This window comes from Pedobacter xixiisoli (assembly GCF_900215335.1).
Lineage (GTDB): Bacteria > Bacteroidota > Bacteroidia > Sphingobacteriales > Sphingobacteriaceae > Pedobacter > Pedobacter xixiisoli.
Window position 1 is genome coordinate 345,632 of record NZ_OCMT01000004.1, and the last position, 26,000, is coordinate 371,631.

24 protein-coding genes are annotated in these 26,000 nt (G+C 37.9%); 19 read left to right on the forward strand and 5 right to left on the reverse strand.

All coding sequences use genetic code 11. The features are described from left to right. Positions 1-11 precede the first annotated feature (11 nt). The 9 genes from CRO54_RS17650 to CRO54_RS17690 all read left to right on the forward strand — a co-directional run bounded on the left by CRO54_RS17650 (position 12) and on the right by CRO54_RS17690 (position 12,422). Positions 12-3,191: a SusC/RagA family TonB-linked outer membrane protein gene (locus CRO54_RS17650; RefSeq protein ID WP_097133401.1), complete on the forward strand. Its 3,180-nt coding sequence runs from the start codon at positions 12-14 to the stop codon at positions 3,189-3,191. Positions 3,192-3,215: 24 nt separating this feature from the next. Next, entirely contained in the window at positions 3,216-5,033 is a 1,818-nt protein-coding gene (locus tag CRO54_RS17655; RefSeq protein WP_097133402.1) for a RagB/SusD family nutrient uptake outer membrane protein, read from the forward strand. Between the two features lie 23 nt (positions 5,034-5,056). Continuing rightward, positions 5,057-5,968, forward strand: coding sequence for a DUF5017 domain-containing protein (locus tag CRO54_RS17660; protein WP_171047946.1), 912 nt, complete (start codon positions 5,057-5,059; stop codon positions 5,966-5,968). 16 nt (positions 5,969-5,984) lie between these two features. Then, positions 5,985-7,370: a DUF5009 domain-containing protein gene (locus tag CRO54_RS17665; protein ID WP_097133404.1), complete on the forward strand. Its 1,386-nt coding sequence runs from the start codon at positions 5,985-5,987 to the stop codon at positions 7,368-7,370. A gap of 18 nt (positions 7,371-7,388) precedes the next feature. Then, positions 7,389-8,690 (forward strand): MFS transporter, encoded by a 1,302-nt coding sequence (locus CRO54_RS17670; RefSeq protein ID WP_240775160.1) that lies wholly within the window; start codon positions 7,389-7,391, stop codon positions 8,688-8,690. Position 8,691: 1 nt separating this feature from the next. Then, entirely contained in the window at positions 8,692-9,369 is a 678-nt protein-coding gene (locus tag CRO54_RS17675; protein WP_097133406.1) for a GDSL-type esterase/lipase family protein, read from the forward strand. A gap of 226 nt (positions 9,370-9,595) precedes the next feature. Then, positions 9,596-10,270, forward strand: coding sequence for a GDSL-type esterase/lipase family protein (locus tag CRO54_RS17680; protein ID WP_097133407.1), 675 nt, complete (start codon positions 9,596-9,598; stop codon positions 10,268-10,270). 42 nt (positions 10,271-10,312) lie between these two features. Then, complete coding sequence (locus CRO54_RS17685; RefSeq protein ID WP_097133408.1) at positions 10,313-11,245, forward strand: DUF4434 domain-containing protein; 933 nt, start codon at positions 10,313-10,315, stop codon at positions 11,243-11,245. 1 nt (position 11,246) lies between these two features. Then, complete coding sequence (locus tag CRO54_RS17690; protein WP_097133409.1) at positions 11,247-12,422, forward strand: n-acyl-d-glucosamine 2-epimerase; 1,176 nt, start codon at positions 11,247-11,249, stop codon at positions 12,420-12,422. A gap of 174 nt (positions 12,423-12,596) precedes the next feature. Here the strand turns inward: CRO54_RS17690 and CRO54_RS17695 are convergent, their stop codons facing one another. The 4 genes from CRO54_RS17695 to CRO54_RS17710 form a co-directional block, all read right to left on the reverse strand. Continuing rightward, complete coding sequence (locus tag CRO54_RS17695) at positions 12,597-13,982, reverse strand: hypothetical protein (RefSeq protein ID WP_097133410.1); 1,386 nt, start codon at positions 13,980-13,982, stop codon at positions 12,597-12,599. Between the two features lie 68 nt (positions 13,983-14,050). Continuing rightward, positions 14,051-14,584 (reverse strand): hypothetical protein, encoded by a 534-nt coding sequence (locus tag CRO54_RS17700; protein ID WP_097133411.1) that lies wholly within the window; start codon positions 14,582-14,584, stop codon positions 14,051-14,053. After that, positions 14,581-15,132: an RNA polymerase sigma factor gene (locus CRO54_RS17705; protein WP_097133412.1), complete on the reverse strand. Its 552-nt coding sequence runs from the start codon at positions 15,130-15,132 to the stop codon at positions 14,581-14,583. The genes CRO54_RS17700 and CRO54_RS17705 overlap by 4 nt, the downstream gene beginning before the upstream one ends. Before the next feature lie 292 nt (positions 15,133-15,424). Then, positions 15,425-16,144 (reverse strand): DUF3575 domain-containing protein, encoded by a 720-nt coding sequence (locus CRO54_RS17710; protein WP_171047945.1) that lies wholly within the window; start codon positions 16,142-16,144, stop codon positions 15,425-15,427. A gap of 217 nt (positions 16,145-16,361) precedes the next feature. Between CRO54_RS17710 and ruvX the strand changes: the two genes are divergently transcribed. The 9 genes from ruvX (at position 16,362) to CRO54_RS17755 (ending at position 24,513) form a co-directional block, all read left to right on the forward strand. Beyond that, positions 16,362-16,778 (forward strand): Holliday junction resolvase RuvX, encoded by a 417-nt coding sequence (gene ruvX / locus CRO54_RS17715; protein WP_097133414.1) that lies wholly within the window; start codon positions 16,362-16,364, stop codon positions 16,776-16,778. Between the two features lie 5 nt (positions 16,779-16,783). Further along, entirely contained in the window at positions 16,784-17,413 is a 630-nt protein-coding gene (locus CRO54_RS17720; RefSeq protein ID WP_097133415.1) for an O-methyltransferase, read from the forward strand. Positions 17,414-17,471: 58 nt separating this feature from the next. Beyond that, positions 17,472-18,140 (forward strand): glucosaminidase domain and LysM peptidoglycan-binding domain-containing protein, encoded by a 669-nt coding sequence (locus tag CRO54_RS17725; protein WP_097133416.1) that lies wholly within the window; start codon positions 17,472-17,474, stop codon positions 18,138-18,140. 7 nt (positions 18,141-18,147) lie between these two features. After that, on the forward strand, positions 18,148-18,993 hold the full coding sequence (locus CRO54_RS17730; RefSeq protein ID WP_097133417.1) for a glucosaminidase domain-containing protein: 846 nt from the start codon (positions 18,148-18,150) through the stop codon (positions 18,991-18,993). A gap of 49 nt (positions 18,994-19,042) precedes the next feature. Beyond that, positions 19,043-19,792: a hypothetical protein gene (locus tag CRO54_RS17735; protein WP_097133418.1), complete on the forward strand. Its 750-nt coding sequence runs from the start codon at positions 19,043-19,045 to the stop codon at positions 19,790-19,792. Next, positions 19,792-20,109, forward strand: coding sequence for a hypothetical protein (locus CRO54_RS17740; RefSeq protein WP_097133419.1), 318 nt, complete (start codon positions 19,792-19,794; stop codon positions 20,107-20,109). The genes CRO54_RS17735 and CRO54_RS17740 overlap by 1 nt, the downstream gene beginning before the upstream one ends. Before the next feature lie 81 nt (positions 20,110-20,190). Next, positions 20,191-21,183 carry a DUF3078 domain-containing protein gene (locus CRO54_RS17745; protein ID WP_097133420.1) on the forward strand — a complete coding sequence of 331 codons (993 nt, stop codon included), beginning with the start codon at positions 20,191-20,193 and terminating at the stop codon, positions 21,181-21,183. Between the two features lie 467 nt (positions 21,184-21,650). Further along, on the forward strand, positions 21,651-22,985 hold the full coding sequence (gene ffh / locus CRO54_RS17750; RefSeq protein ID WP_097133421.1) for a signal recognition particle protein: 1,335 nt from the start codon (positions 21,651-21,653) through the stop codon (positions 22,983-22,985). 163 nt (positions 22,986-23,148) lie between these two features. Continuing rightward, positions 23,149-24,513: a hypothetical protein gene (locus CRO54_RS17755; protein ID WP_097133422.1), complete on the forward strand. Its 1,365-nt coding sequence runs from the start codon at positions 23,149-23,151 to the stop codon at positions 24,511-24,513. Between the two features lie 62 nt (positions 24,514-24,575). Here the strand turns inward: CRO54_RS17755 and CRO54_RS17760 are convergent, their stop codons facing one another. Beyond that, positions 24,576-24,899, reverse strand: a complete 324-nt coding sequence (locus CRO54_RS17760; protein ID WP_097133423.1) for a heavy metal-binding domain-containing protein — start codon at positions 24,897-24,899, stop codon at positions 24,576-24,578. Positions 24,900-25,131: 232 nt separating this feature from the next. On the opposite strand from CRO54_RS17760, the gene CRO54_RS17765 reads away from it, so the two are divergent. Continuing rightward, positions 25,132-25,821, forward strand: a complete 690-nt coding sequence (locus CRO54_RS17765; protein WP_097133424.1) for a tetratricopeptide repeat protein — start codon at positions 25,132-25,134, stop codon at positions 25,819-25,821. Positions 25,822-26,000 lie beyond the last annotated feature (179 nt).

The following is a 26,000-nucleotide window of genomic DNA, read 5'->3' on the forward strand; positions in this document are numbered from 1 at the left end:
ATTTATTAACCATGAAGAAACGATTTTCAATTAGAAAAGGCAGATTTCTCGCTTTGCTAGCTTTATTGCTGCTCACTTTTTCTGCTTCGGTAATGGCGCAGACCAAAGTAAGCGGAACAGTAAAGGATGACCAAAACGATATTCTTACCGGCGTGAGTGTATTGGTGAAAGGCACTAAGTTAAGTACCACAACCAATCAGGAGGGTAATTTCCAAATCACCTTACCTGCAGGCTCAAACACTTTAATATTTAGCTACCTAGGCTACGAAACAAAAGAAACCGCAGTTAGTGGAAATGTAATAAATGTAACGTTAAAATCGAGCGTATCTACCCTTAACGATGTAGTGGTGATTGGTTACGGTACCACTACCAGAAAAGATCTCACCGGTTCGGTGGGTAGTGTAAGTATCTCTGATTTGCAAAAAGCCCCAGTAAAATCATTCGATGAAGCTTTGGCTGGTCGTGTAGCGGGTGTGCAGGTAACCTCCAGCGAAGGACAACCTGGATCCAGCATCAACATTACCATCCGTGGTAATAACTCGGTTACGCAAAATAACTACCCATTGGTTGTAATTGATGGAATTATTTTCGAAGACCCGAACAACCTTTCTGTTAACCCGTTAAACACTATTGATCCCAACGATATCGAGTCGATTGACATTTTGAAAGACGCATCTTCTACCGCTATTTATGGAGCAAGGGGTTCTAATGGTGTAATCATGGTAACCACTAAAAGAGGTAAAGAAGGCATCCCAACTATTTCATATAATGGCTATTATGGCTTACAAGAAAACACAAAGAGAGTACAGAGTTTATCGCCTTATGAGTTTGTGAAACTACAGAACGAAATAGACCCGGTAAGAACGAAAAATCTATATTTCGCAAACAACATGACCCTGGACAGTTACGCTGGCCTAAAAGGTATTAACTGGGAAAATGAAGTAACACGTGTGGCTCCAATGCAAAACCATTACTTAAACTTAAGCGGCGGAACTAAAAAAACTAAATACAATGCCTCTTTATCTTATACTGGTCAAGACGGTATTTTGTTAAACTCGGGTTTTAATCGCCTACAAGGAAAATTTGCATTAGACCAAGAAGTTTCAGACAGATTAAAAGTAGGGATAACGGCTACCTATTCGGGGGTAAAGAATTATGGTAGCCCTACCTCTACTGGTAGTTTTACAAACGAATCCAATTTACTGTTCAGCGTTTGGGCATTTAGACCATTGGCGGTAAATCCAGCTATCAATTTATTGGACTTAGCTAATGACCCAGAGGTTGAACAAGCAAGCAATTTTACCTTCAACCCGGTTTTAACCGTTAAAAATGAATTGCGAGAAAACTATGGTGAAAACTTAGCCGCTAGCGGATTTGCAGAATATCAAATTACCAAAGATCTTAAGTTTAAAACCGTAGCAAGTATCAATAGAGGCTCAAGAGTATACGACGTTTTCAATGGCTCAATGTCTAGAAGTGGTATTGCTGGAAATTATTTAGTTAACGGTAGCAAAACCTATCTTAACTCTAATACCTGGCAAAGTTACAATACCTTAAATTACGCAAAGCGACTAAACAAAGACCATTACTTTGATGTAATGGGCGGCTTTACGATAGAAGAAAACAAAAGTAATTCTTTTGGTGCTGCAGCTGCATTGTTGCCAAATGAGAGCTTGGGTTTAAGCGGTCTTGACGAAGGTAATCCATTAAATATTACTTCGGTAACATCAAAATCTACGATGGCAAGTTTTATTGCTAGGGCAAATTATAAATTGTTTGACCGTTTCCTATTTACAGGTTCACTTAGGGCAGATGGAAGTTCTCGCTTTTTAGGTGATAACAAATGGGCTTACTTTCCATCGGCAGCAGTAGCTTGGCAATTAAACAACGAACAGTTTGTGAAGAATATCAGAGCTATCTCTAATGCCAAACTACGTGTATCTTACGGTGCTACTGGTAATAATGGCGTAGGTAACTTTGCTGCACATCCGGCACTTAGCTTTGCCAACCCAGACGGAACTTATACCATCAACAACTTCCCGAGCTATACTTTTGGAGGATCAGATAGTAAAGGTTTAATGTATTCTTCGTTAGGAAATGCTGAACTAAAATGGGAAGCTACCAAACAAATGGACATTGGTTTAGAACTAGGCTTCTTTAAACAACGATTAACTGCTGAGATAGATGTTTATAAGAAAACCACCGACGATTTATTGCTAAATGCTCCTATGTCCCCTAGTTCGGGCTACAATAGAGTATTCAAAAACATCGGAAAGGTTCAAAATCAAGGCTTAGAGATTACCTTAGGCGGTACGCCAATTCAAACCAAAGACTTTACCTGGACCAGTTCATTTAATATCGCGTTTAACCGCAACAAAGTATTGGAATTAACAGATAACCAACTTTACATGTTAACTTCACAAGGGTGGGGCGATGATTGGAAAAACATTCCTGGCTATGTTGCCAAATTGAATGAACCAATTGCACAGTTTTATGGCTTAATCTACGCTGGAACTTACAAATACGAAGATTTCGACTTATTAGGTGGAGTTTACACTTTGAAAAACAACGTTCCTTCTAACGGTGGCTCTAGAGCTAATGTGAAACCTGGAGATGTAAAATATGTGGATTTAGACGGAGATGGACAAATCACAGAAATCGACAAAACCGTTATCGGAAATCCAAACCCAGTTCATGTAGGTGGTTTTTCTAACAACTTTAGCTATAAAGGATTTGATTTAGGAATTTTCTTACAATGGTCGTATGGTAATGATATCATCAATGCCAACCGCATCATGTTCGAATCTTCTTACAAATACGGATACAATCAGTATGCCACTTACACAGATAGATGGTCGGCAGAAAACCCTACTTCTGATATGCCAGGTGTTGCAGCGGGAAGAGGTTCTTCTTTAAAATCTTATTCTACCCGTGTCATAGAAGATGGTTCTTTCTTGAGGTTAAAAACGGTTTCTTTAGGCTATACACTGCCTTCTGGATGGTTACAAAAATCAAGAGTCTTCAAAACTGGGCGAGTATATGTATCGGCACAAAACCTATACACTTGGACTAACTATTCTGGCTACGACCCAGAGGTATCTGTTAGAAATAGTGCCTTAACCCCAGGTTTCGACTACTCTGCGTACCCGAGAGCAAGAACGATCACCTTTGGTATCAACACAACTTTTTAATCATTATTTAAATATAAAAAGATGATGAAACGTATTTTAATTTTACTCTTTGTATCGGCATTTGCACTAGCTTCTTGTAAAAAGTTCCTAGATGTTAAACCTACCGATTCTTTAGCCCCTGCAAATTATTACAATACAGAGGCCGATATTAATGCCGCTTTAACCGGCGTTTACGATGTACTAGCCAAAACAGCTACTTACGGTAGGTACCTATATTTTGAAATGGATGTGGCCGATGATTCTTTTATCGCACTATCTTCATGGACACAAGATATTGGTTTGTACAACTACAATCCATCAGATACTAAATTAGGCGAAGCTTGGACAGCTTTCTATAATGGTATCAATAGAGCAAACATGCTTTTAGAAAATATCGATAAAGCAAACATGGATCCTGTTAAGAAAAATGCAGCAAGAGGCGAGGCTTTGTTTTTGAGAGCATATTATCATTTTGTTTTAACTAGCAATTGGGGTAATGTGCCGTTGAGATTGGCTTCAACAAAATCGCCAAACGATACGCATTTCCCAAATTCGCCTTACAAAACCAACTATGCACAAATAGTTGCCGACATGGAGACCGCGGCTGATTTGGTTAATCCAATCTCGAACTACAATCACGCTGGACGAGTGACCAAATCTGTAGTGTGGGGAATTTTAGCTCGTGTAAACTTGAAGATGGCTGGAGCGCCACTTAGAGATGCTTCTCGTTATGCTGAAGTAGTAAAATGGGCTGAAAAAGTGAAAACAGCTGGCCACAGTTTAAACCCTAGTTATTCGCAGGTATTCATTAATATGTGTCAAGATAAATACGACACCAGAGAATCTCTTTGGGAAGTTGAGTTTAACAGAAAAAATGGCACTCAAGAAGAAGATGGTTCCGTAGGTTCTATCAACGGCATTGGTGCTAACGCAAGTTTGGGCTTTAGCTACGGTGCTAAACACACTACAGATAGATACTATAAAAGCTTTAAAGATGGCGATTTGCGTAGAGATTGGAATATCAGCCCGTACTCGTATGATTCTGGCAACGGCAACGCAAGAGTTGGTTACGGACCTACACAGATTTACAACCGTTACGATGCGAAATGGAGACGTGAATATGAAACCACAGCAGCAAAATTCAATGGTACAACAGCTATCAATTTCCCATTGCTAAGATATGCGGATGTTCTTTTGATGTTAGCAGAAGCAGAAAATGAAATGAATGGCCCAACGGTAAAAGCGTTTGATGCCATCAATGAAGTACGTCGTCGTGCTTTTGGTAAAACCTTAACTAATGCAGAGCTAGTGAAATCTGTTGCCGTTACAGCTGGTGGCAGTGGCTATACTATAATTCCTACAGTTACCTTAACTGGAGGCGGTGGAACTGGTGCCAAAGCAACTGCTACAATTGCTTCGGGCAGAGTTACTGCAGTATATGTTACTGATATGGGTACAGGTTATACATCTGCTCCAACGGTAACCTTTACTGGTGGATATGCTACAAACGCACCCGTAGCAACTGGCGCTACTGCAACAGCAACATTAACCAACACACAAACGGCAAACAACGATTTAACTATTGCAAATACCACAGCTAAGGAAGATTTCCGTATTGCCGTTAGAAACGAAAGGTCTTGGGAGTTAGGTTATGAAGGTTTGAGAAGATTTGACCTTATTCGTTGGGGAGAGTTTTACTTAACCATGAAGAGTATAGCAAACGAGATTGCTGCTACGGCACCTGCAGCCTATACTTATGCCGCTAAATCTGGACAAAACGTCTCTGAAAAGGATACGCTTTTCGCAACGCCTGCTGCAGAAATTAGCTTAAACAAATTAATTGTTCCTAACAAGGGATGGTAATGATGAACTTTAAAAAAACGGTCATGAATAAATTTAAATATATACTTGGCGCACTTTTAATTACTAGCGTTTATGCTTGTAAAAAAGATAATCCCGAAGAACTAACATTTAACGTAAGCACTTCTAAAGCAGAATATAACGTTGCCGATTCTGTAGAATTTAATATCGAAGGTTACGCAGATGTAATTGGATTTTACTCAGGTGAATCAGGGAAAGAATACAGATTCAGAAATAGATTAGAGGCAAATGATGCCAAAGTTTTCCTAGATATTTCTACTCAAGTATTAAACGCATCACAACGTAATAATTTATCCCTTTGGTATTCTACAGACTTTACTAAAGTTTATACCCCAGAAGGTATCCAGAATTCAACCTGGACCGATATCACAAGCAGATTTACGTTAGCTCCCGATGGAGGTACTGCAGCAAGTGCTGTTGTGCCATCAGGCAAAATAGATATTACTGATTTAGTTGTATTGGGCAAGCCTATCTTTTTCGGTTTCAAATATGTAGCACAAAATAGCCCTACGGCAGGTACTGGCGGTAGAACATGGAGAGTGCCAGTATTTAATTTAACTAGCGAATTTCCTGGGGGGACTTCTTCTTTGGCCAATGTAACAGATGCACTGTGGACAGCTGTCGATGTAAAAAACCCTGCAAATAAGTGGATAATTCAGGCAACAACTCCATTTTTATATTTTGCGCCCAATAGTACTTTAACAGAATCTGAAGATTGGGCAATTACAAGAGATATCTTTACCAACAAGGTTAATCCAGACAAAGGCGTAGGTATTAAAGCTTACATAGATAAGATTAAAAACTACAAATACAAGTTCAGTACACCGGGAACTTATACCGTAACTTTTGTAGGTAAAAATGGCTTAAACGGAAACGTAAAAGAGGTAGTAAGAGAGCTGACTGTTACCGTTAAATAAGCGTTTGATTTAGCACATGAACAAACGTTTAAATAGTCTCGATGCTTTTAGAGGGCTTGCCATACTTTGTATGGTGCTCTCTAGCAGCATTGCTTTTGGTGAAATGATGCCCGCCTGGATGTTTCATGCACAAACTCCACCACCAACGCATGCTTTCAATCCAAGCTTGCCAGGCATTACATGGGTAGATTTGGTGTTTCCATTTTTCTTATTTTCTATGGGGGCGGCAATTCCTTTGGCTTTGCATAAAAAAGCCGAAGCAGAACCATTCCACAAAATATTTGTACAGCTGTTTACCAGATTAATATTACTAGTGTTCTTCGCTATCTTTACTTTCCATGCCAGGGCTTGGATAATGGAAAAAACACCAAGCACCTTAACACATTTGATTTCAATTGCGGCATTTGCCAGTCTTTTCCTCATTTACGGTAGCTGGAATTCATTCGTAAACACTAAAATTGCCATCGCCTTAAAAGTTATTGGCATTGCTATAGCAGTTGCTTTTTTAGGTTACTATTCTTTTGCCTACGGCGATTTCAGCTTGGCTAAAAGCGATATCATCATTATTGTCTTAGCTAACATGGCTTTCTTTGGTGGTCTGATTTGGTATTTCACTCGTAAACAACCTCTTTGGCGAATTGCAATTTTACCCTTTGTAATGGCGGTATTTCTAGCATCCAAAGAAGATGGCAGCATCAATGAATTGATTTTTAACGCCACTCCCGCCAACTGGTTTTACAAGTTCTACTACCTTAAATATTTGTTCATTATTATTCCGGGCACCTTTGCTGGCGAATGGTTTATTAAGGAAGGAAAAAACGAAAATCCAGAAACCGCTCCTAAAAAAGTATTAGCTCTTATTGCCCTAATTGCTATGGTTTTAGTTTTTGTAAATCTCTGGGGATTATTTACCAGAACTTTAGAAATCAATCTTCTACTTAACATTTTAGGTTGCGCATGTTTATTACTTCTTGCCAGGGATGTAAAGCACAGCGAATTAATTAACAAAATGATTACCGCCGGGACATATCTGCTTTTGTTAGGGCTATTTTTCGAAGCTTACGAAGGCGGAATCAAGAAAGATTTCTCTACTTACAGTTATTACTTTGTTTGTTCTGGATTATCATTTCTAACCTTATTAGCTTTCAGCTTATTGGAGAAGTTAGGTTATCTAAAATCGATGACCACCTTTTTGGCAGCCAATGGTAAAAACCCAATGATTGCCTATACCGCAGGAAACTTGTTACTCATCCCATTATTAAAAATTACTACGCTCTCTACATTTTTAGATACAATGAACACCAGTGCCTTCATCGGCTTTGCCCGAGGTGTTATATTTACAGGTATTGTTGCCTTAATTACCGTTCTATTCACACGCCTCAAATTCTTCTGGAAAACCTAACCCATCAATATACACACCGTGAAACCAACAGAAACTAAAAACATTAATCCTATTCTCTGGATACCAAGCACATGGTTTGCCATGGGTTTACCCAACTTGGTATTGGGAGGTACATTGCTATCACTTTTGTACAAAAACATGGGTTTTTCAGATACTGAAATTACCGTTTACACGGGCATCATTATTCTGCCTTGGAGCTTTAAACCACTTTGGGGACCTTTTATGGAACTCTACAAAACCAAGAAGTTTTACATCTATGGTTCGCAAATATTAGCCGGTTTGCTATTTGCTGCTGCGGCTGGTTTATTGTTCCTTGATAATTTCTTTGCAGCATCGGTAGTGGTCTTTCTATTAATTGCCTTTTTAGGTGCTACGCAAGATATCGCTGCCGATGGTTTATATCTTCAATCTTTAAATAATAAAGATCAAGCCAAATACGTAGGCTGGCAGGGCACTTTCTACAACTTCGCTAAACTATTCTCCAACGGAGGAATGGTATTTTTAGTAGGAGTACTTATTCCGCTTTATGGCAACACCAAAGCATGGGCTACGGTATTATTAGTTTATGCCGCAGTGATGTTTTTGTTGGGCTTGTACAATAAGAAGGTTTTGCCTCAAACGCAAACACAGGTTAAGGTACAAACCACAGCACAAGTTTGGCAAACTTTAAGTGACGTGATTACTAGTTTCTTCAGAAAGAAGCATATTTGGTTCGGTATTCTTTTTATCGTTTTATATCGCTTTGCGGAAGGGCAAGCCATTAAAATAATGCCGTTGTTTTTTAAAGCAACCAGAGATGTTGGCGGTTTGGGACTTAGCGAAGCCACTTTAGGCATGCTTACTGGTATTTATGGCACTATTGCTTTCGTACTGGGTTCGTTAACAGCAGGTTATTTCGTATCAAACAAAGGATTAAACCGCAAAACCTTACTACTGCTTTGCGCTTGCTTTAACCTGCCCTTTATCACTTATGCCTATTTGGCATTTACACAAACCTCCAACTTGTTCATTATCGGCAGTTCGGTAGCTATCGAGCATTTTGGTTACGGTTTTGGCTTCATTGGCATCATCTTGTTTATCATGCAGCAAATTGCCCCAGGGAAATACCAAATGGCACATTATGCTTTTGGTAGCGCTATCACTTATTTCGGCTATACTTTGGCCAGTATGATTAGCGGTCCTATCAGTGATCACTTGGGTTACAAAAACTTTTTCATTTGGGTGCTCATCGCAACTATTCCTGCTTTTATTGCCACTTGGATTGTACCGTTAAAAAAAGCTGAAGAAGATAGCAACGAAGGAGAATTGATTAAAGAATAACATGAAGAAATTATTATATACATTTTGCTTAGTCGTTGCTGCCCATTCACTGAATGCGCAAGAAACCGTTGCGATAGATAGTGGCTATTTAAACAGTCACTATACGCAACGATTGGATTTTTTTAGGAAGATGCCTAACCGCAAAGGCGAAATTGCTTTTGTGGGAAATAGTTTAACCGAAGGCGGGAAATGGCAAGAACTTATTCACAAGAAAAACATCATTAACAGAGGGATTAGTGGAGATGTAACTTACGGCATTTTGGCTCGTTTAGATGAAGTCCTAACATCAAAACCTTCGAAAATCTTTTTATTAAGCGGTGTTAACGACATGAAACGCGGCACTCCGAATCATGTGATTTTAGCCAATTTCAAACGCATGATCGTAATGGTGAAAACACAGTCGCCAAAGACTAAACTGTATATGCAAAGCTTGCTGCCTGTTAACGAAGACATGTTGCCAGCAACTTACGCTCAGGTAAAAAACAGTAAAATCAACGATTTGAACCAGAAGCTGGAAGAACTTTGTAAAGATATGGGGGTGTTTTACATCAACCTACATCCAGCATTAGCTGATGAAAAAGGGAGTTTAAAAAAGGAATTGAGCTTAGACGGTTTGCACTTGCGTCATGCTTCTTATGTGTATTGGGCTGATGAATTAAAAAGATTAAAGGTTATTTAAAATGGAACAGAATTCACTTCATAGTTCGCAGGAACAAAAATCAAGGCGTCATTGCGAGGCACAGCTATTGGAAAAAGTTTTTTCCCTCCCCCTGCCCCCTCGAAGAGGGGGATATACAAAATGCTTAAGCTCATCGTGTCCCCCTTTGGAGGGGGATTTAAGGGGTAGGATAGAGCCAGTACGTACTTACCAAAGGAAAAATTGCAACAAGCGTTTTCTGCTAACAATGACGGCAGGACTTATCATAGCCACCGCACTTTTCGGCACTGCCCAAGCGCAAACTGTAAAAATTGACAGCAATTATGCCAATTGGTACTACCAACAACGCATGGAGTATTTTGCCAAAACACCTATTCCTAAAAACGCCATTATCTTTTTAGGAAACAGCATTACCGAAAGAGCGGAGTGGCAAGAATTATTGGCAGATAGCAAATATCCAGTAGTAAACAGAGGTATTGGTGGCGATAACTCCTTCGGCATTTTAGCAAGGATGGACGAAATCGTAGCTGCAAAACCTAAAGCCATTTACCTTATGGATGGCATTAACGACCAGTTCCGCAAGCTGCCCCACGATGTAAGTGTGTACAACTACAAGCGTATCATCAGGAAGATTAAACAGCAATCGCCAAAAACTAAGATTTACGTAGAAAGCTGCCTACCCATTAACGAAAGTATGACCAAAGAGGCTTACACCAAAGACCGCAATGTTTTGGTTCCAGCACTCAATAAAAAAATTAAGGCATTGGCCGAAGAGGAAGGCGTGACTTACATCGATATCTGTCCGTTATTTCAAGACGATAAAGGTGTATTGAAACAAGAGTTTACAATGGATGGTGTGCATTTGAAAGCCGCAGCCTACATCGACTGGGTAAAATATTTGAAGGATAAAAAATACTTGTAAAGGTTCGTCAAAAAACCTTTCAACATAATTAAGAAGAAAAGAATGAGAATAACGGGAACTTTTATTGATGAAATTTCTCACGATATCCCACACCAAAACTGGGGAAGAGAAGAATGGGCGAAGGATTTCGCCCATATGAAAGCAATGGGAATTGATACAGTGATTCTCATTAGAAGTGGGTACCGCAGGTTTATTACCTATCCATCGGTTTACCTAAAAAACAAATTTGGCTGCTACGAACCACCTATTGATTTGGTTGAGCTGTATTTAGAACTGGCGGATGAACACGATATGAAATTCTATTTTGGTTTGTACGATAGCGGTCATTACTGGGATACAGGAAATTTACAGCACGAAATAGATGCCAATCGCTACGTTATCGACGAGGTTTGGGCCAGATACGGACACCACAAAAGTTTCGGTGGCTGGTATTTGAGTATGGAAATCAGTCGCCGCACCAAAGGCGCAACCGAAGCTTTCAACACGTTGGGTTTGCAGTGCAAAGGCGTAAGTAACGGTTTACCAACTTTCATCTCTCCATGGATCGACGGTAAAAAAGCGGTAATGGCCGCAGAAGCAACGTTGACCAAAGAAAATGCGGTATCGTTAAAAGAGCACGAGGATGAATGGTCGGAGATTTTCGCTGGCTTGAAAGGTTCTATAGATGCCGTTGCTTTTCAGGATGGCCACGTAGATTACCACGAACTGCAAGATTTCTTTGAAGTGAACAAGAAAATGGCAGACAAATTCGGTTTACAATGCTGGACAAACGCCGAAAGTTTCGACCGCGATATGCCGATCAAGTTTCTTCCCATCAAGTTCGAAAAATTGAGATTAAAACTGGAAGCTGCCCGTAAAGCTGGTTATGATAAAGCCATCACTTTTGAATTCTCTCACTTTATGAGCCCACAATCGGCTTATCTACAAGCGCAACACCTTTATAATAGATACCAAGAATACGCAAAGACTTTATAAGATGAACAAGTACATAGATATATACAAGAACGAATTGCTAAACGAGATTGTTCCGTTTTGGAGCAAAAACTCTTTAGATAAAGATGCAGGAGGATATTTTACCTGTTTAGATGCCAAAGGAAATGTTTACGATACCGATAAGTTTGCTTGGTTACAAGGTCGCCAAATTTGGACGTATTCGATGCTTTTTGATAAAGTAGAAGCCAAGCAAGAGTGGAAAGATATTGCCGAATTGGGTGCATCTTTCATGAGAAAACACGGTAGAGATGCCAATGGCGATTGGTATTTTTCTTTCACCAAACGAGGAAAACCGCTCGTACAACCTTACAATATTTTCTCTGATTGCTTTGCTACGATGGGCTTCGGTGCACTTTGTAAAATCAATAATAGCAACGAAGATGCGGACATTGCTTTAAAGACTTTCAACAGAATTTTAGAAAGAAGAAACAATCCAAAAGGTAAATACAGCAAAGGATTTCCTGGCACCAGAGATTTAAAGAACTTCTCGTTACCAATGATTTTGTGCAACCTTTCTTTAGAATTGGAGCACTTGCTAGATAAATCTACCGTAGATGGTTTAATTGACGAGGTTTTGCACGAAGTGATGTCTGTGTTCTATCAGCCACAATCGGGTTTGATTTTGGAAAACGTACACCAAGACGGAAGTTTTTCTGACTCGTACGAAGGCAGAGTAGTTAACCCAGGTCATATTATCGAAGCAATGTGGTTTATCATGGACTTAGCAGTGAGGAAAAACGACCAAGCCTTAATAGATAAAGCGCTAGAAATTGCATTTACAGCTTTAGAATTTGGTTGGGATGATAAATATGAAGGAATCTTGTACTTCAAAGATATTAAAGGACATCCAGTACAACAATTAGAATGGGACCAAAAACTTTGGTGGGTACACGTAGAAGCTTTGGTAACGATGGCAAAAGGTTATGCCATTACGCAGAATGAAAAGTGCGTGGCATGGTTCGAAAGACTGCACAATTATACTTGGAAAAGCTTTAGAGATGCAGAAAACGGTGGCGAATGGTACGGCTATTTAAACCGCAGAGGCGATGTTTCCATTCCTGCTAAAGGCGGTAAATGGAAAGGTTGTTTCCACATTCCTAGAGCATTATATCAGGTTTATAATACTTTAGAAAAGGTCGCTGAACCAGCAAAAATTTAACAATAAAAAACGGGATGCTGTATTGAGCATCCCGTTTTTTTATGGTTTTTTAAACACCCCTGTCTTCGACCACCCCTCTAAAAGAGGGGAATGACTGCATTTTTTCCCCTCTTTTAGAGGGGTGCCCAACGGGCGGGGTGTTGCTATAAAAAGATACCATTAGCGTAATAAACTTTAATTAACTCTAAAAGTAGCAGAGCTATACCTTACGCTCACTTTTACATTAGATGCGCCACCTTTGCCTATCGTACCAGCGTAATCTCTTCTAGAGCTGCTACCTCTATCATCATCGTCATCTCCCACTCTTCTAGCGTTGATACCTTCTCCAGCTTTAAGGCTTCCGTACTGCGTATCAACGTTTAAGCTACCTCCATAGTTAGCAGCAAAACCTAAGGTTACTCCCAAATACTCCGTATCTATGTTCACGATTTTACTGCTAGCTTCTACTTTCTCAACAGCAAATCTGCTGCCGTATTGAGCTTTTGCAGTCATATTTCCGGTCAGTCTTCCAACCCTAACTGCTGCATACTGAGCGGTTAGGCTCAAATTGTCAACTTGTTCTATGTTTAAACCGCTGCCATATTGTATTTTGATCCCAGCATCGCCTTTGATAGCTCCTACTTTTACCGAAGCATATTGCGCATCTAAATCTAAGTTGCCACCTACCGACGCGATAGTTAATCCACTGCCATATTGTTGTCTAATGCTTGCACTTCTTTTGATATCGCCAATGCGAACTGTTGCATATTGTGCATTAAGGTTCAAATCTCCAATAGAGGCAATTGTTAAACCACTACCGTATTGCTGTTTGATGGTTGCTTTGTTAACATTTTGTAGGTCTACGCTAGTATATTGTGCCGAAATAAAGTTGTTTGAATTGCTTAAGTCGCCAGTAATCAACTTTCCATATTGAACTTTTAATGCCGTTGCTCCTGCAAAATCTGGCACCTCTAAGTTTCCATATTGTTGAGAAGCCGTTAGCGCAGCACTCGAAGGCAGATAAACTGTCATAAAGATCTTCACTTCTCTACGCCATCTTTTACCATTTCTGCTTCCATTACCCCAATTGCCATTTCTGTCTTCCATTTGTGTTTTGAACACGGCTTCATCACCGTTTTTTGAGCTTGTGATAGAAACGTTGTCGATTAGCTTTTGGGCTTCATCTTCAGAATTTGCAAATGCTCTAATGTCAGCATCTACTTTAACTTCGTTCTTATCCCAGGTTTTAATGATAAGATTTCCGTAAATGTTAGAGACATTTACTTTCTCGCCCCTACCTAAACCATATGACTTGGAGAAAGATTTAGTTCTCTGCGGATCGTCATATTGACCTTGTTGTAGATTAGAAGTGGTGTAACTTTCAGATACAACTTCTGTTTTTCCGTTTTTAGTAGTTTTAGTACGGGTAGTTACGTTAGTGTTGCTATTTGTACTGTTACTATAAGCTTCCACCGCAGGCATTGCCGGAGTTGGTGGTGCAGGCGGCAATCCGCCCACTTGTGCACTTGCTTGCATAAAAACCCCAATTAGGGCCGATATGCTAAATATGATTTTTTTCATTTTAAAACTTGATTTGGTAGAAAAACCTGTTTTAATCCCATTATAACCGACGTCGAAGAAATAAGTTATTAAATAGAGTTCTCCTCTTTTTTATATTGATTGACTTGATTGATAATATATAGCTGCTGACTAATCATCTGTAATTGTATTTCCAGATTTTTCATCATCGCTTTGCCCACTAAACTCTTATTTGGGCTTGTTTGTAATTGCCTCTTTAATTCTTGATAATCGTTATCCAGTTTGCCCATATCGGTAATAAATTGCTTATAAAGCGCTGGATCGGTAGCTGCTAAAATTTGCAGACTATCTCTTTTTTCTTCTATCAGACTGGTGAACCTTACTTCCTTTTTACCCATTCCCGGGTTAATATCCGCCACTAAAATCTCAGCATTTGTTTTTTGATACTGATACCCGAAATAAACGCCAACCGTAAGTAATAGCATCGCAGCAATACTCATCCATTGGTACATTCCAAAGGTTTTTTTAACTGGTTTTTTTTTATCTAGCTCTGCTTCTATTTTGCTCCAAAGTGCATCTGACGGAACTTTTACCTCAAATTCTCTTTTGTTGTCTCTTACAAACCCCTCTAATTTATTGCTCATCTTGCTACTCCTTTCGTTACTAATAAACTATTCAACTTTCTTTTTGCCCGCATATACTGTGTACGCGATGTGTTTTCTGTTATTTTTAAAATATGTGCGATTTCTTCGTGGTCGTACCCTTCAAAAAGGTATAAACTCAGCACCACTCTATATCCATCTGGTAGTTCGGCCATCGCACTTTTTATGGCTTCTACCTTTAAATGTGTTTCTTCAAAATCTGTTTCCAGCTCTTCCGCTATTTCTACCCCATCTACACTTACCATCTCCATTTTCCGCTTACGCAGATAATTGATAGACCTGTTAATTACGATTTGTTTTAACCACAAACCAAAAGTTGTTTCCTGCCTAAAATCCGCAATGCGATTAAAAGCATCCAAAAAGGCCTCCTGTAAAACATCTTCGGCCTCTGCATCATCATTCACTATTCGCAATGCCACGTTGTACATAGCCGTAGCATACAACTTGTATATTTCAAATTGTGCTTTGCGACTGCCATTGCGACACTCGTTAACTAAATCTGCATGCTTGTCTATGTAAACTGTTTCCAAATCTGTAACATTCTCTAAAGCGTTCTAATCAAAAGACAACGTGATTTTCAAAACGTTGCATCATGCTACAAAAATATTTTTTTTGCTTTGGAAAAGTAGTTTCCATACTACTATTTTCGGCAGCCTCGCTTTCCGTTACTGCCGATAAGATCGACATCCACTTCAATCGAGTTTAGCTAACAAAAACCATTTCAAATATTTACGGCATTCCAAACTCATCGTTAAAAATAAAGTGCACAAAAAAAGCCGCCCATAAAAATGAACGGCTCCCCAAATCAGTTAATTAATTTAACTAAAAACGATACCCAATTCCAATATTAGCTCTAATGCCAGCCCAAGGACCTTTCAAATCTATAGTGGCGCCGCTAGCATTTACTGTACTCGAAATGTTTCCAACTGGCAAATCAATTTCATCCAGCTCTTGTTTTAAATCTTTTTGTTCTTGAGCCGTTAATGTTTTAGATCCTTTCAAGTTACCTCTAGAAATACCATACTGAGGACCAAAAATTGACCAATCTAAATAAAACTTGTTTGCTACACGCCATTGTGCGCCAAACAAAACACCTGCCGTGTAAGTATTTAACTTGCCACTCAAAGGAATTTTCTCTGCATCAGAACCATATTCATAGTCGATAGAAACATTGTAATTAGCATATTTTAAAAATGGAGCGATGTAAAATCCTTTAAAGACTCCTTTACCCATGTAGAACTTAATCTCTGGTGTAATTGCGAAGTTACCCATTTCTAAACTGCCTAATTGGTCGTCAATACTTTCTAATGCCGATCCAAAAGGCAAAGAGCCTTTTGGCATAAACCTAATGCCTAAACCTACACTTGTTTTACCATAAATGGCACGCTCATATTGAACGTTTACTGTCTTCATCGCAAGTGATGGCAAATTTAATTTGATTAGATTTTTACCAGTATCTAAGGCGCTAGCTTTTAATACCTTTTGCTGCGTTTGCGCAAAACTACTTGATAAAAAGAATAAGCCGCCTATTAAAAGCAGCATTGTTTTTTTTGTAAAATTAATTTTCATATTAAAGATGTTTGCTGTCGCAAGACAAATTAAAATCCAAAAAACAAGCTACTGCTAATGAACACATTAAACATCCTGTAAAATCTGTAGTTTGAGGTTTTATCGTCTCATTTGTAGAAATAATATCTCACATGAGCCTACAAACCACCAATCGAAATCCTTCAATTTTAAAAATCCTATATTTGCCGACATGGCACGTATCATGGCTTTCGATTATGGCACCAAAAGAATTGGAATTGCCATTACCGATCCTTTGCAAATTATAGCGACGGGATTAGACACCATACACCCGAAAGATGTAGTCGCATTCATCAAAAAATACTTAATGTCCGAGCAAGTTGAAGCTTTCGTTTTAGGCGAACCGAAACAAATGGATGGTACACCATCTGAAAGCTACCAGCATGTAAAAGGGTTTTCTACTATTTTAAAAAAAAACTTTCCTCACATTCCGCAGCATTGGGTTGACGAGCGTTTTACCTCTAAAATGGCACATGCAACTATTATGCAAAGTGGCTTAAAAAAGACGGACAGAAGAGACAAAGAAAGAGTAGATACGATATCAGCCACAATAATTTTGCAATATTTTATGGAACAAACCCGTTTATAAGCACAATGGTAAGCGACGAACTACAACAATTATTAATAAAATATTGCGAGCCCGAAGATCAATTGTTGCAACATATTGACAGGCAGACCAACCTTAAAGTTTTGTTGCCACGCATGCTTAGCGGCCACTATCAAGGTCGTGTGTTAAGTATGTTAAGTAAAATGATTTCTCCAAAAAGGATATTAGAAGTAGGTACTTTTACCGGTTATGCCACCTTATGCTTAGCAGAAGGCTTAACCGAAGACGGTTTCATTTACACCTTAGATATCAATGCAGAATTGGAAGATATGGTTCGTGAAAACTTTGCCAAATCTGTTTTCAACTCCAAAATCAAGTACACCATCGGCGATGCACAAGAAAGCTTAAAAAGTATTACCGAAACTTTTGATTTGGTTTTCATCGATGCCGATAAAAAAAACAATGGTACTTATTACGATTTGATTTTTGAGCAAGTGCGCCCTGGCGGTTTAATTATTGTAGACAACGTACTTTGGAGCGGCAAAATTGTAAACAACGCACAAGATAAAGACACTAAAAATATCAGTTCTTTTAACGATAAAATAAATGAAGATACTAGGGTAGAAAAGTTGATTTTACCCGTTAGAGATGGCTTGTTCGTCATCAGAAAGAAGTAATCAGTTGACAGTTTTTAGTCAACAGTTAACCGATTAACCAGTTAACCAGCAATTAACAATGAAAAAAACTCTACTTCTCGTCATTCTCCTAATCAATGTGTTTTTTGCATCGGCACAAAGTACCGCAGAATACATCGAAGAATATGCAGATATAGCACAAGACTTAGCCGAGGAACATCACATTCCTGCTAGTATCATCTTGGGTGTAGCCATACACGAGTCTGCCGCTGGAAAAAGCAAGATTGCCCGTTACCTTAACAATCATTTTGGTTTCAAGGGCAAAAACTCCAATACCGAAATCCGCTCTGCTTACAGAGATTTCCCAACGGTAGATTCTTCTTACGTACATTTTATCACTTTTCTAAAAAGCCGAAATCATTTTAATACCCTTTTTGATAAGCACGACCAATACGATTTTAAAGCTTGGGCAAGAGGTATACAGCGTGGTGGGTACGCCCGCAGCAGAACTTGGGCATCACAGGTAATTGCGCTGATAAAAAAATATGAGCTTTACCAGTATGATAATAGACCTGAAGACTATCTGGAACCAGTAGAGCCAAAGCCTGTTTATCATGCTAAAAAGAAAAGTAGAAGAACATACACTGTAAGAAAAGGTGATAATTTAGGGAGCATTGCCAAAAGAAATAAAACAACAGTAAAAGCATTGATGAGCAAAAATGGACTTAAATCAAGTGCTTTAAAACCAGGACAGAAACTTAAACTTTAATGCCGTAATGAGTAAAAATAGAAACCTCCTTTTTTTAGCTTTCTTAGTTGTATTTGCAAGTGCATGTAAAACCAAACAGTACAGCAAAAACAATAAGCAAATTGAAAAAAATGCTAAAAAGGACAATCCCAATCCTATTTCTTATACAACTTTATCTTATATAGATGCTTTTAAAGCCATTGCTATCGAAGAGATGAACAAATATGGTATTCCGGCAAGTATTACCTTGGCACAGGGCATTTTAGAATCGGGAAGCGGTGCCAGCGATTTAGCTAAATACGCCAACAACCATTTTGGCATTAAATGTACTTCAGACTGGAAAGGCAAAGCCTATTACAAAGACGACGATAACCGAAACGATTGTTTCCGTGTTTACAAAGATCCGAGAGAATCTTACAAAGACCATTCTGAGTTTTTAAAACGCAAACGCTACGCTGGACTTTTTGAACTAGATAAAAACGATTATCGCAATTGGGCAATTGGGTTAAAAAATGCTGGCTATGCTACTAATCCAAAATATCCAGATTTATTAATCAATCTGATTGATAAATACAAACTTTACCAATACGACCAAACAGAAAGTGAACGCGAAAAGCTGGCTCGAGAAGACAAAGTATTTAAGGAAATCAATGCCAACATTCCTAACGAGAAGAAATTATACACACCTGTAACCGTAGCGCCAAAAGACCCACCAGCAAGTTTAGAAAACGGCAAATATCACATCGTTACTCAAGGTGAAACTTTATTTAGGATTAGTCAGACTTATAAAATTTCTGTAGACGACCTAAAAATGCTGAACCAATTAATGGATAATAACATTAAAATTGGGCAAAAACTATTGGTAGTTAAATAATGTTAAGATAAATAGCCCAATTTTTATAAATTGTAGCTTTGCTTAATTAATGAGAATTCTACTTTCCTTTATATTATTTTTAAGTACTGTAACCGCATTTGCACAACAAAAAGCGGTTTCTGGTTTCGTGGTTGATAGAGATACAAAACTACGTTTGGCCAAGGTGTATATCTATAATTCGTCTATTGATGAAGGTTTTTATAACAATACCAAAGGCGAATTTGCGGCTCCCGTTAAATTAGGTGATACACTTTTTGCAGCTTTAAGTGGCCATGCGATGGATACGGTGGTTTATCGCGGACAAAGTGCCATCGTTTTTCAACTACGTTCTTTGGGAATTAGATTGAAGGAAGTAAACATTTATGGAAAAGCTAAAACACCGCAAGAGCTTTACAAATCTAAATTGGAGGAGTATAAGCAGAAACTTGACCAAGGTAGTAGTAAAGACCTGCTCAACTTAGGACAAAGAGGTGTTGGCTTAGGAATTGACGCCATTTACAACCTCTTAAGTAGAGATGGGAAAAATGCCCGCCACTTACAGAAAATCTTAGAAAAAGACTACAAAGAACAGGTAATCGATTACCGTTACCGCCAAGATTACGTCATGGGTTTGATTGACATTAAGCCAGAAAACGTTCAAGATTTTATGACCCAATATAGGCCAACTTACCAATTTGTTTTGAGCGCTTCCGAATATGCCTTTATCCAGTTCGTAAAAAACAGCTATGCTTCTTACAAGCGTAATCCGGCTATGTTTCGCTTGCCTACATTACCAAAGCTATCCATAAACGAACATTAATGGCTTTGTTTATTGTTGTTCCCAAACTACCAGTAGCAGCAATGGCCATTTACCCGTTTATCCTCATTAAAAGAAAGGCCTATAAAAACGATAAGATTTTGGTTAATCACGAAAAGATACACCACCAACAACAAATTGAATTGCTCATTATCCCTTTTTACCTTATCTATCTTGCCAATTATTTGATAAATCTTTTTCGTTTCAAATCCCATCATCAAGCGTATTTGAACATCATTTTTGAGAAAGAAGCTTATGCTAACGAAGGCAACTTAAATTATAATAAGATTAGAAAAACATTCGCTGCTTTTAGGGGATAAAAGTCTAGTTTTGCTATTTTTGCAGCGCAAACCTTGTTTGTCTATCAATATTTCATGAACTTTTACGTTATTTTGTAGAAAATGAAGCGTTTATTACTCACATCCTTTACATTTTTAGCCATTTGCTTCTCTCTTTCTGCGCAAGAAATAGATACCGTTCCTATTTCTGTAAAGGATATGGAAATCAAGTTGAAACGGAATCCACTTCCTTCTAGAACTGGCGTAATTACTTTCCAGCCAGTAGATTTAAAACCAGCCTTGGTGCAGGCAAAAATTAATTATTGGAAAACCAAAGCAACTGTAGGAATTAATGCCAACCAAGCTTCATTTAGTGATAACTGGAAAGGTGGTGGTGTAAACTCCATCGCAATTGGAGCACTGCTAAACCACAAAGCAGAATATAGTAAAGAAAGCTACAGTTACACCAGTGAGGTGATTTTACAATACGGAAAAGTTAAAAACAAAGATCAGCTACAAAAGAAAACAAATGACCGTATTTACTGGGATAACAAAGCAGCATTCCAATTATCTAAAAATTGGTACTTCTTTGCCTCGGTTAGTTTCGAATCCCAGTTTGATAAAGGTTTTTCTTATTCAAAAGACGCAAACGGTAATGAGGTGGCAAAAATACTTTCCAAATTTATGTCGCCGGGCTACCTAACCGAATCTTTAGGTTTTGAGTATAAACCGAGTAAAGTTTTCTCTACTCGTATTGGTACGGGTACCGCCCGTCAAACCTTTGTATTAGATACCACTATTTACAGAACTAATGCCAAAAATTTCGGTGTTGATATTGGCAAAAGAATGAGGAATGACCTAGCTTTTCAAATTGTAAGTAACCTTGAAAAGGAAATTATGAAGAACACGATTCTGAAAGCTAAATATAATATGTTTATCCCTTATGAAGATTTTGGGGAAACAGACCATCGTTTAGATGTTGTAATTACCTCTAAGCTGAATCGTTTCTTAAATGTATCGTTAACAGGCGTAATTTTATACGACAAAGACATGGACTTGAAAGTACAGCGAAGTCAGGCGTTGGCGTTGGGAGCGAGCTTTACCTTTCCTAGGTAATTTTTGAAGCGCAATATATGTGCTTCTATTATCGTAACTTCCGCCAACCTGTCCCGATACTTCAGGATCCATTTTACTTCATGACAACACATGTGTTTTCTACTTATCGTAGGATTTTCAATCCAATTGACAATATGAATCAAGATTCAGCAATTTAGCTTCGGTATTGCAAATCCCAAAGCAGAAGTCTTAATCTGAAATTCAGCTTTGACAAACCTCTATTCTATTTGCTTGAGGCTTGTCAAAGTTAGCTAGTAGCATAGGTTTTTGTCATCTAAACCCGATTGAAGCATAAAGCCCGCAAGCGAGTGTAACGAGTGCGGACTAGAAGTGAAAAGCGGGACTATCGGGACCAATTTGTAGCTTCATTGCTTTTCAAAAAGCTTCTATATAATTCGTTCCGATACCTACAGAACAAAATCGCAAATTATTAATATCTTTGCGTTTCAATAAAATAATCAATACCAATGTTTGAAAATTTACAGGATAAGCTAGATAGGGCGTTTAAAGTTCTAAAAGGACAGGGAAGCATTACTGAGATTAACGTGGCAGAGACCATGAAAGAAATCAGGAAGGCCTTACTTGATGCGGACGTAAATTATAAAACTGCCAAAACCTTTACCGACCAGGTAAAAGAAAAGGCTTTAGGTGCTAACGTATTAACTACGGTTTCGCCTGGGCAGTTGCTTACCAAAATCATGAACGATGAGCTTGCTGCCTTAATGGGTGGCGAGGCTACAGAGTTGGATTTGAAAAACAACCCAACGATTATATTAATTGCTGGTTTAAATGGTGCGGGTAAAACTACTTTCACTGGTAAATTGGCTTTACACCTAAAAAGCAAGGGCAAAAAACCTTTAATGGTTGCTGGCGACGTTTACCGTCCGGCAGCTGTAGACCAGTTACAGGTTTTGGGCGAGCAAGTTGGCGTGCCAGTTTATGCTAACAAAGAATCTAAAGACCCTGTGGCTATTGCCTTAGAAGGTATTGCTGAAGGTAAAAAGAACAACAATAACGTAATTATTGTCGATACCGCTGGTCGTTTGTCTATTGACGAAGCGCTAATGGCCGAGATTTCGGAAGTTAAGGCACAAACTAAACCACACGAGATTTTATTCGTAGTGGATTCGATGACTGGTCAGGATGCGGTGAATACGGCAAAAGTATTTAACGACCGCCTTGATTTTACCGGTGTGGTATTAACCAAATTAGATGGTGATACTCGTGGTGGTGCGGCACTTTCTATCAAATCGGTAGTAGATAAACCTATTAAGTTTATCGGTACTGGCGAGAAAATGGAGGCCCTAGATGTTTTCTATCCAGACAGGATGGCTTCTCGTATTTTGGGTATGGGTGACGTTGTTTCCCTTGTAGAGCGTGCTCAGCAGCAATTTGACGAGAAAGAAGCTGCCGAGCTACAAAAGAAAATCCGCAAGAATAAATTTGATTTCAACGACTTCTACAACCAAATTCAGCAAATCAAGAAAATGGGTAACATGAAGGATTTGATGGGTATGATACCAGGTGTTGGTAAAATGATGAAGAACGTAGATATTGAGGATGATGCTTTTAAAGGTGTCGAGTCGATTATCCAATCGATGACGCCTTACGAAAAGGAAAATCCAGATGTGATTCAACAAAGCCGTAGAGTGAGGATTGCAAAAGGTTCTGGCAACAAGGTGGAAGACGTAACCAAACTTTTGAAGCAATTTGAGGATATGAGAAAAGTGATGAAGCAATTCTCTAATCCAGCTGCTGCAGCCAAGATGATGCGCAACATGCCAAAAATGCCACAGCGCTAGTAAGAAAGTTGAATGCAGTGAAATCCCGATGCTTCGGGATTAAAAGTCAAAAATAAAAGTTAAAATCCCCGACATCTTAGCGATATCGGGGATTTTAACTTTTATTTTCTCTATTTTAGAGATTATATACTACTTATAAAACTGTTTTTACAATTTAATCAAAATGAATCTATCGCTATTTAAAAGTTGTTATAAAAACTATTTAAATATAGATTTAGAAGCAATTCATTTTGAATTGAACTCCTACTCCGAATACCATAGTATTAATGGAAGTAAATTAGAAATTGAACATCTAAACCTCATAAATAATCCCATCAAGTTTACAGATGAATCAAAAGAAGTTTTTAAATTAACCAATTTTGAAGGTAAGAATTTTCTAATTAGTGCTTCAAGGTGCTACCCATGCTCTAGAGTCTACGAGAATATTGAGGGTCATCGCTGGGTTGAAATTTTAATAGTTCCAGATGGAAAAAAAATAGACCTTTTAAAGCAAAACAATTCCGTTAACTATAGCTTCTATACCCTTAAGCTTTTTGACTATTTAGAATCATTTGATGATTTAATAACTTTTGATAAACTATATGTAGATACTTTCTCTGATAACAATTGGTTCTCCATTTTAGAACGAATTCAATTTCTGACAAGATCAAAAGCAAAACCAAAAGAAATTTTAAATGCCTTTATAGTTTTGAAATTACTTAATCCTTTTCAAATAAGCGTTCTATCAATAATACTAAACTTAGAGATAAAAAATAGTGACATACAAAATTACCTTTTCAATGGTAATGCTATACCTCTATCAATTCCTTATATATCAAACCCTACATTTAAATTCAAAATCTCAGATAGTACCAGTAAACTAATAGAAACCACAGAATTTTCAGATTTTGTAAATTCATTATCTAACGAAGAAATAAATGATTTTTTTGAATTAAGCTACCTCGAAATTTCACTTTATAAAGAGAATATTTATCCAGATTTAATACTTGACCTTCTAGGAATAAAAATTTTGCAACGATGGAGAGACGCTGGGTCAAAAGATAATGTATCTGAGAATATTAAAAGTCGTTTAATATCCGTAAATATATCAAAAGGCCTAATTGATACCTATTATAAAAAACTAAAAAACAATCTCAGATCAATTGAGAATATAATTCGATCGAAAAAAGGGTTTAATGTCGTTGGTAGCCTATTTAACGAAAGTTTACTTTATAAACAAATAAAAAATATATTTCCAGATTATAAAGTTATTAGTCAATATAGCTCGGACTGGCTAGGTCGTCAGCGAATAGATATATTTATTACAGAACTAAACATAGGTATAGAATATAATGGTAGGCAGCATTACGAACCAATATCATTTTTCGGAGGCGAAGAAGGCTATTTAAAGACAGTAGCAAGAGATGAGCAAAAAAGGTTAAAATGTAAAGAAGCAGGTTGCGAATTAATTGAAGTTAAATATGATGAAGATCTTCAATTATTTTTAGAAACAATAAAAATTAAATACAAAAAAGCTAAAAGCCCTTGACATTTTAGAAATGCCAGAGCTTTTTTATGCGCATAGGTAAAAGCCCCTTTAGGGTTTGGGATTTAATCTTCTAAAACTACAGCGGTTCCGCTGGCTGTTACCATTAACATACTACCACCGCTGCCTACAGTTTCGTAATCTAAGTCTACACCTATAATTGCATTGGCTCCCATTGCTGCTGCATATTGCTGCATTTCACTAACCGCTGTATTTTTTCCTTCGCGTAATACCTGCTCATAAGATCCAGATCTGCCACCTACGATATCTCTCAAACCAGCAAATAAGTCTTTAAAAATGTTGGCGCCAATAATGGTTTCGCCTGTTACAAGGCCTATATATTTTACAATTTTTTTGCCTTCTATGGTATTGGTTGTGGTTACTAACATAGTCTTAAGTTTTTTATAATTCGACTTTTTCGATAGAACTATGTTACATCGTGAAGAAAATTTTGTGTATTTAAAAAACTCTTGCACAGCTTTTATTCAATTTATAAAAACAAGAAAAACAGCATTTTACATTTTTTGATATAAAAACCTTTATCTTTGCAGCCTCAGCACAATGTATTTTACTTGTGTTTGGTATCAAGCTCACAAGGGCTTCACTATCAAAAGAAACTAAATGAAAAAACTTGGACTATTAATTTCCGCTCTTGCAACTGCTTTTTTAGCTAATGCACAAGGTCCTATTGTTTCGGGTACATCGCCAAGTAATGCGCCCCAATTTTCTATTAATTTAGCCGTACTAGGTAGCGAAACCCGCAGTGCAGCCGACGAGTTTCTTGAACAGGCAGAACGTTACGAAAAATTTGGTGATTTTGACAGTGCCGCAGCTATGCTTAGCAAAGCCGCAAATGATTATCAACAAAACAAAAAATTTGCTAGTTACGGAGCAACTTTAATCCGCTTAAGTAACCTTTATATTTTACTAGCGAATTACAGCGAAGCCGAACAGATTGTTTTAAAGCAAGTTTTAAGAAACTACACTAAAATGGGCAGCAGAACTGGGCAAATGGCTGCTTACCAACAATTGGGCAAAATATATCTGGCAGCCAACAAACTTCCTCAATCTCTTTGGTTTTATACCCAACAGGGAATTTTAGCACAACAACTTAACGATAACAATGCCTACATCGAATCTGTATTAGGTATCGTATCTGTCAAAATCAAAAAGAAAGATTACCAACTAGCCGTTAAAGATTTAAACAGAGCAGAACTGCTATCTAAAAATATCAATACCATTCAATACAACCAGTTGATTAAACGCAATCGTGCTCTTATTGCCGAAAAAACTGTTGTAAAAAAGGGATAAACATCCTTCTCTCCTGAAAACTAAGGAGATAAATGGCCTTCGAAAAATTTTCCTTAGGAAACCAAAAGTTAAAAACTGTTAAATTGGTTGTTCTTGTTCTTAAAAGCAATTTAGGGCTTTAATTATGCGTTGCTTTTTACAATCTTTACAAAAAAGATACAGACTAAAACTGCTTCTTT